Origin of the sequence: Pseudonocardia sp. SID8383 (genome assembly GCF_009864975.1) — a bacterium.
Classification (GTDB): Bacteria; Actinomycetota; Actinomycetes; order Mycobacteriales; family Pseudonocardiaceae; genus Pseudonocardia; species Pseudonocardia alni.
Genome location: NZ_WWFY01000684.1, coordinates 1 through 6847, shown reverse-complemented (window position 1 = coordinate 6847; position 6847 = coordinate 1). Strand labels below are relative to the sequence as shown.

Genomic DNA, 6847 nt, shown 5'->3' with positions numbered 1-6847 from the left:
AGCGCGGGCCACGCGAACACGCCGGACGGCCGGGCGTGGAGATGGAGCTGGACCTGCGCGACCGGGGCACCGTCGCGCGGTGGCTGGCCGGGCACGGCCCGGACGTCGCCGTCCTCGACCCGCCGGAGCTGGCCCGCGCGGTGCGCGAGCTGTGGGAGGCCGCGCTCGGTGCCGATGCCCTCAGGACCCGCACGTGAGCCGCCAGGGCGTCGCCCAGCGCCTGCCCCGGCTGCTGTCGCTGGTGCCCTACCTGCGGGCGCACCCCGGGGTACCGGTCGCCGAGGCCGCCGCGGACTTCGGCGTCGACGAGCGGCAGCTGCGCAAGGACCTGGAGCTGCTGTGGATGTGCGGGCTGCCCGGTTACGGGCCGGGTGACCTGGTCGACCTGTCCTTCGCCGGGGACACCGTCGACGTCGTCTTCGACGCCGGGCTGACCCGGCCGCTGCGCCTGACCACCACCGAGGCGACCGCGCTGCTCGTGGCGCTGCGGATGCTGCACCAGACCGCCGGGGTGGTCGACTCCGACGCCGTCGGGCGGGCCATCGCGAAGGTCGAGGCCGCGGTGGGGGAGGCGGCCGGTCCGGGCGGTCTGGTCACCGTCGAGCCCGGGATCGGCGAGCGCGACACCACCGCGGTCGTGCGCCGGGCGCTCGACCGCGGGCGCGCGCTGCGCATCGTCTACTTCACCGCCGGTCGTGACGCGGTGTCCCGCCGCGACGTCGACCCGATGCGGCTGGTGGTCAGCGGCGGGCGCGGCTACCTGGAGGCGTGGTGCCGCCGCGCCGAGGACGTGCGGATGTTCCGCCTGGACCGGGTGGAGCAGGCCGAGGAGCTCGACGAACCGGCCCGCGCCCATCCCGAGGCCCGGCCCGTCGACGTCTCGCACGGGCTGTTCAGTCCGCGCGCCGAGCACCGGTACGCGGTCCTGGAACTCGGCCCGGACGCGCACTGGGTCGCCGAGTACTACCCGGTCGACGAGGTGCGCACCGGCGCCGGTGAGCTGGTCGAGGGCGACCCGCCGCCCGGCGCGCCGGACCCGGTGCCCGCCGCGGCGGGCGGCGACGACCGGCTGCGGGTGCTGCTCCGCTTCGCCGACGACGACTGGCTGGTCCGCCTGGTGCTGGGGCTCGGCGGCGCGGCCCGCATCGTCGAGCCCACGGAGCTGGCGACGGCGGTGCGCGAACGGGCCCGCGAGGCCCTCCGGATCGCCGACGCATCACCCTGAGTCACACCGACCCCCCCCGGGAGGGGGAATGCGACAGGATGGCGACGACGGCATGAACACCGGGTGACCGGAGCCACGTCCCAGGACGGGGGGACCGGGCGACCGATTCGCCCGTGTCTACACTCGGTGTCGACCCGGCCCGATCGACGCGAGGTGGACCCATGCCCGGTGGCTACGAGTGGCTGATCATCATCGCCGTTCTGCTCCTGCTGTTCGGCGCGAAGAAGCTGCCCGAGATGGCGCGGTCGGTCGGTCAGTCCGCCCGCGTGTTCAAGGGTGAGATGAAGGGCCTCAAGGACGACGACGCCCGCAGCCGGCAGGCCGAGGAGCCCAAGCCCGCCCAGGAGCTGCCCGCCGCCGCACCGGCGCCGCAGCAGACCGCCCCGGCCCCGCAGCAGACGCCGCAGCAGCCGCCGGCACAGGCCACCGACCGGCCCGCCGGTCCGACCGCCTGAGGCACTCCATCCCGTGAAGGCACCGTTCCGTCGGAAGCGCAGGCTCAACCCCGACGGGACCATGACCCTGATCGAGCACCTCTACGAGCTGCGCAACCGGCTCGGCATCTCGCTCGCCGCGATCGTGGTGACGACGGTGTTCGGCTACATCTGGTTCGAGGTCTCGTTCTTCGGTTTCCCGAGCCTGGGTGAGCTGCTCAAGGAGCCGTACTGCTCGCTGCCGCCCTCGGCGCGCGCGTCGCTGACGGCCGACCCGAACGCCTGCACCCTGCTCGGCACCACCCCGTTCGACCAGTTCATGCTGCGCCTGAAGGTCGGGGCGACGGCCGGGGTGATCCTGGCCTGCCCGATCTGGCTCTACCAGCTGTGGGGCTTCATCACCCCGGGCCTGCTGAGGAAGGAGCGCCGCTACGCGCTGGGCTTCGTCTCGGTGGCCGCGGTGCTGTTCGTCGCCGGCGCGGTGCTCGCCTACCTGATCATCCCGCAGGCGCTCGGCTTCCTGCTGACCATCGGTAGCGAGATCCAGACGACGGCGCTGACCGGCACGTCGTACTTCTCGCTGGTCGTGAATCTGATCGTCATCTTCGGGGTCAGCTTCCTGATCCCGCTGCTGGTCGTCGCGCTCAACGCGGCCGGGGTCGTGTCCTACGACCTGCTCCGCCGCTCCCGGCGCGGTCTGATCTTCGGGCTGTTCTGCTTCGCCGCGATCGCCACGCCCGGCCAGGACCCGATCTCGATGCTGGCGCTGGCGTTCGCGCTGACGCTGCTGTTCGAGGGCGCCATCCAGGTCTGCCGGATCACCGACCGCCGCCGGGCCCGCCGCCGCGCCGCCGAGGGCTGGGACTCCCTGGACCCGGACGAGCCCTCGCCGCTGGACACCACGCCGTCGCCGCTCGAGGGGCCGTCCCGGCTCGAACCCCCCGCGCCGGTGTCGACCACCCGGGCCCCCGTCGTCGCCCCGGACCGCGGCACCGCGGGTGCGGGGAACGGCCGCACCGGGGGTGCCGGGACGAACGGGACCGCCCCCGAGCCGCCCCGCTACGACGACATCACCTGACCGGGGCCGGTGCCGCGGATCCCCCCGCGGCCCCGTCCGGCACGGCTCCGTAGGCTTGCCCACCGGATCGGGTCGGGCGGCACTGAGGAGCGGGTCGGGACAGATGAAGTACAACCGGGTGGTCATCAAGCTCAGCGGACAGGCGATGGCCGGTGCCGACGGCTTCGGGTTCTCCGCGCAGGCCCTGTCCCACCTCGCCGACCAGATCCGGCAGATGCGTGCGCTGGGGGTGCAGGTCGCGGTCGTCGTCGGCGGCGGGAACGTGTTCCGCGGCAACCGCTCCGAGACCTGGGGGATCGACCGCGTCGAGGCCGACAACATCGGCATGCTCGGCACCGTGATCAACGGTCTCCTGCTGCGCGGCAAGCTCTCCGCGGGTGGTGAGGAGAACGTCCGCGTCATGACGGCGATCCCGATCAACGCCGTCGCCGAGCCGTTCCTGCGGCTGCGCGCCAAGCGGCACCTGGAGAAGGACGCGATCCTGATCTTCTCCGGCGGCAACGGGCAGCCGTTCATCACCACCGACTACCCGAGCGTGCAGCGCGCCCTGGAGATCGGCGCGGACGCGCTGCTGGTGGCCAAGCACGGCACCGACGGCGTCTACGACACCGACCCGCGCACCAACCCCGACGCGCGCCGCTACGAGCGCCTGCCCTACGACGAGGTGCTGTCGCGCCGGCTGGCCGTGATGGACCAGACCGCGTTCATCCTGGCCCGCGACCACGGCCTGCCGCTGCACGTGTTCGACATCGAGAAGGACGGCCTGATGGCCGCGATCTGCCGTGGTGAGCACCACGGCACGGAGATCAACCCCGACATCGTCGAGGCGGAGTTCGCCCACCCGGAGTAGCCCGGCGGTGCCACGTGGCCCGGCTCACCCTGTGACGGAGCAGGGTGTCGGTGCCGTGTGACAGCCTGGGGCCGTGAATGGTTCCGCCGCCGACCCGGCCGCCGCGTACGCGGCGGCGAAGGCCCGCGCCGCCTATCCGCGGCTGGCCGAGTTCACCGGTCTGATGCCCTTCGACCTGGACCCGTTCCAGCGCGAGGCGTGCGAGGCACTGGAGGACGGCCACGGCGTCCTGCTCTGTGCGCCCACCGGCGCCGGCAAGACCGTCGCGGGTGAGTTCGCCGTGCACCTGGCCCTGTCCGAGGGCCGCAAGTGCTTCTACACCACGCCGATCAAGGCGCTGTCCAATCAGAAGTACGCCGACCTGGTCGCCCGCTACGGCGCGGACGCGGTCGGCCTGCTCACCGGTGACACCGCGGTGAACGGTGATGCCCAGGTGGTCGTGATGACCACCGAGGTGCTCCGCAACATGATCTACGCCGACTCCGACAAGGCGGCGAACCGGCGGCTGGACCACCTCGGCTACGTGGTGATGGACGAGATCCACTACCTGGCCGACCGGTTCCGCGGCGCGGTATGGGAGGAGGTCATCCTCCAGCTGCCCGAACACGTCGCGGTCGTCGGGCTCTCGGCCACGGTCAGCAACGCCGAGGAGTTCGGTGACTGGCTGGTCGAGGTCCGCGGCGACACCCGCGTGGTGGTCGACGAGCACCGCCCGGTGCCGCTGTGGCAGCACATGATGGTCGGGAACCGGCTGTTCGACATGTTCGGTGAGCGGAGCACCCCCGGCGGGCCCGGTGAGGTCGTCGTCGACCCGGAGCTGGTCCGCTACACCCGCGAGATGGCCCGGCGGGACTTCACCACCTCACGAGGCTCGGACCGGGCGGGCGACCGCGGGCCGCGCGGCCGGGGTGGTCCGCAGCGCGGCCGCACCCGGGGCGGGAAGACCGACTCCACGGCCGTCGTCGGGCGGGGGCCGCGCGGGGGCGGCCCGTCGCGCGGTGGGTTCCGGCCGCCGTCGCGGGTGCAGGTGATCGACCGGCTCGACCGCGAGGGGCTGCTGCCCGCGATCACGTTCGTCTTCTCCCGCGCCGGCTGCGACGCCGCGGTCGGCCAGTGCGTGCGGGCCGGGGTGCGCCTGACCGTGCCCGAGGAGGTCGACGAGATCCGCCGGATCGTCGAGAAGCACACCGGCGACCTACCGCAGGCCGACCTCGGCGTGCTCGGGTACTGGGAGTGGCGCGAGGCCCTCGAACGCGGCGTCGCCGCCCACCACGCCGGGCTGCTGCCGGCGTTCAAGGAGACCGTCGAGGAGCTGTTCGTCGCCGGCCTGGTGCGCTGCGTGTTCGCCACCGAGACCCTGGCGCTGGGCATCAACATGCCCGCCCGCACCGTCGTGCTGGAGCGGTTGGTCAAGTACAACGGCGAGGCCCACGTCGACCTCACCCCCGGCGAGTACACCCAGCTCACCGGGCGAGCCGGGCGGCGCGGCATCGACGTCGAGGGCCACGCCGTCGTGCTGTGGGCACCCGGCATGGACCCGGAGCAGGTCGGCGGGCTGGCCTCCACCCGCACCTACCCGCTGCGCAGCTCGTTCCGGCCGGTCTACAACATGTCGGTCAACCTGGTCGGGCGCCTGGGCACCGACGCCGCCCGCGAGCTGCTGGAACGCTCCTTCGGGCAGTTCCAGGCGGACCGGTCGGTGGTCGGGCTGGCCCGGCGGATCGACCGCAACACCGAGGCCCTGGACGGCTACCGGGAGGCGATGAGCTGCCACCTCGGCGACTTCGCCGAGTACGCCGACCTGCGTAGGCGCATCGCCGACCGGGAGAAGTCGCTGCGCCGCCAGAACACCGTCGCCGCCCGCGACGAGGCCTCGGCGTCGCTGCGCGAGCTGCGCCCCGGCGACGTGATCGCGGTGCCCTCGGGCAAGCGCGCCGGGATCGCCGTGGTGCTCGACCCGGGGATCGGGGCGCTGTCGGCCGCGGGCCGCGACGCCGAGGTCCGGCCGCTGGTGTGCACCGAGGACCGCTGGGCGGGACGGTTGTCGGCGGCGGACTTCCCGGACGCGGTAGAGGTGCTGGGCCGGATCACGCTGCCGAAGCGGGTCGAGCACCGGTCCCCGCAGGTCCGCCGGGACCTGGCCTCCTCGCTGCGTGCCTCCCGGCTGGGGGAGGGGCGCGCCCTCGGGCGTCGTCGCCGGCCCGGGGTGCAGGACGACCCGGAGCTGTCGACACTGCGCCGCGCCCTGCGCGCGCACCCCTGCCACGGCTGCGACGACCGCGAGGCGCACGCCCGCTGGGCGGAGCGGCACGCGAGGCTGGAGCGGGAGACCGAGACGCTGCGGCAGAAGGTGCGGGCCACGACGCACTCGTTGGCCCGGGCGTTCGACCGGATCCGGGCGCTGCTCGCCGAGCGCGGCTACCTCGTCCCGGCAGGGGAGGCCGAGCCCGGCGAGGAGGAGATCACCGCACACGGCCGGGTCCTGGCCCGGCTGTGGGGCGAGTCGGACCTGCTGGCCGCCGAGTGCCTGCGGCACGGCGCGTGGGAGGGCCTGGAGCCCGACGAACTGGCCGCGGTGGTCTCGGCGCTGGTCTACGAGTCCCGCCGCGACGACGCACCGATGCCGCGGCTGCCCACCGGCCCGGTGTCCGACGCGCTGGAGCGGACCGTGCGGCTGTGGGAGGAGCTCGACGCCGACCAGCGCCGGCACAAGGCCGAACGCACCCGCGCACCCGACCTGGCCTTCGCCTGGCCGATGCACCGGTGGGCGCGCGGCGAGTCCCTGGCACAGGTCCTGGAGGCCGCCGAACGGAACGGGCACGAGCTGTCCGCGGGCGACTTCGTACGCTGGACCCGGCAGGTCCTCGACCTGCTCGACCAGATCGCCGGGGTCGCCGGGCGGTCGAGCGCGGTCGGCAAGGCGGCCCACCGGGCCTCCGGTGCGGTCCGGCGCGGCGTGGTCGCGGCCGGTATGCAGTAGCAGTCACGAGCAGCACCAGCAGTCACGACGGCACGACGAGAGAGACGGGCGGACGAGTAGGCGATGAACAACCCGCAGGGACCGGACCGGCATCCCGAGGATGCCGCGGAGCGGACCGGGGAGATCCCCGCCTGGGGCACGCCACCGCCCGGCGGGTGGGGCGCCGACCCCGAGACCACCGGAGCCTGGTCCCCCGACCGCGACGACCGCGACGGCTGGGCCGCCCCCGGCGCCGGCGGCGCACCCGTGCAGGGCACCGGCGGCTGGGACGCCGTCCCGC

6 protein-coding genes and 1 pseudogene are annotated in these 6847 nt (G+C 74.0%); all 7 read left to right on the top strand.

Going from position 1 to position 6847, the window contains the following annotated elements; translation table 11 throughout:
- A partial coding sequence (locus GTW08_RS16675) for a WYL domain-containing protein (protein WP_161152197.1) occupies nt 1-197 on the top strand: 197 nt, incomplete at its 5' end.
- Complete coding sequence (locus tag GTW08_RS16670; RefSeq protein WP_073574846.1) at nt 194-1225, top strand: helix-turn-helix transcriptional regulator; 1032 nt, start codon at nt 194-196, stop codon at nt 1223-1225. The genes GTW08_RS16675 and GTW08_RS16670, both read left to right, overlap by 4 nt.
- A 161-nt stretch (nt 1226-1386) precedes the next feature.
- Nucleotides 1387-1680, top strand: coding sequence for a Sec-independent protein translocase subunit TatA (tatA, locus tag GTW08_RS16665; protein WP_073574847.1), 294 nt, complete (start codon nt 1387-1389; stop codon nt 1678-1680).
- A gap of 13 nt (nt 1681-1693) precedes the next feature.
- Nucleotides 1694-2737, top strand: coding sequence for a twin-arginine translocase subunit TatC (gene tatC, locus GTW08_RS16660; RefSeq protein ID WP_083658259.1), 1044 nt, complete (start codon nt 1694-1696; stop codon nt 2735-2737).
- Between the two features lie 103 nt (nt 2738-2840).
- Complete coding sequence (gene pyrH / locus GTW08_RS16655; RefSeq protein WP_062395067.1) at nt 2841-3587, top strand: UMP kinase; 747 nt, start codon at nt 2841-2843, stop codon at nt 3585-3587.
- 73 nt (nt 3588-3660) lie between these two features.
- On the top strand, nt 3661-6567 hold the full coding sequence (locus GTW08_RS16650) for a DEAD/DEAH box helicase (RefSeq protein WP_337826090.1): 2907 nt from the start codon (nt 3661-3663) through the stop codon (nt 6565-6567).
- 63 nt (nt 6568-6630) lie between these two features.
- Nucleotides 6631-6847: pseudogene (locus GTW08_RS16645) on the top strand (hypothetical protein); the annotation flags it as partial.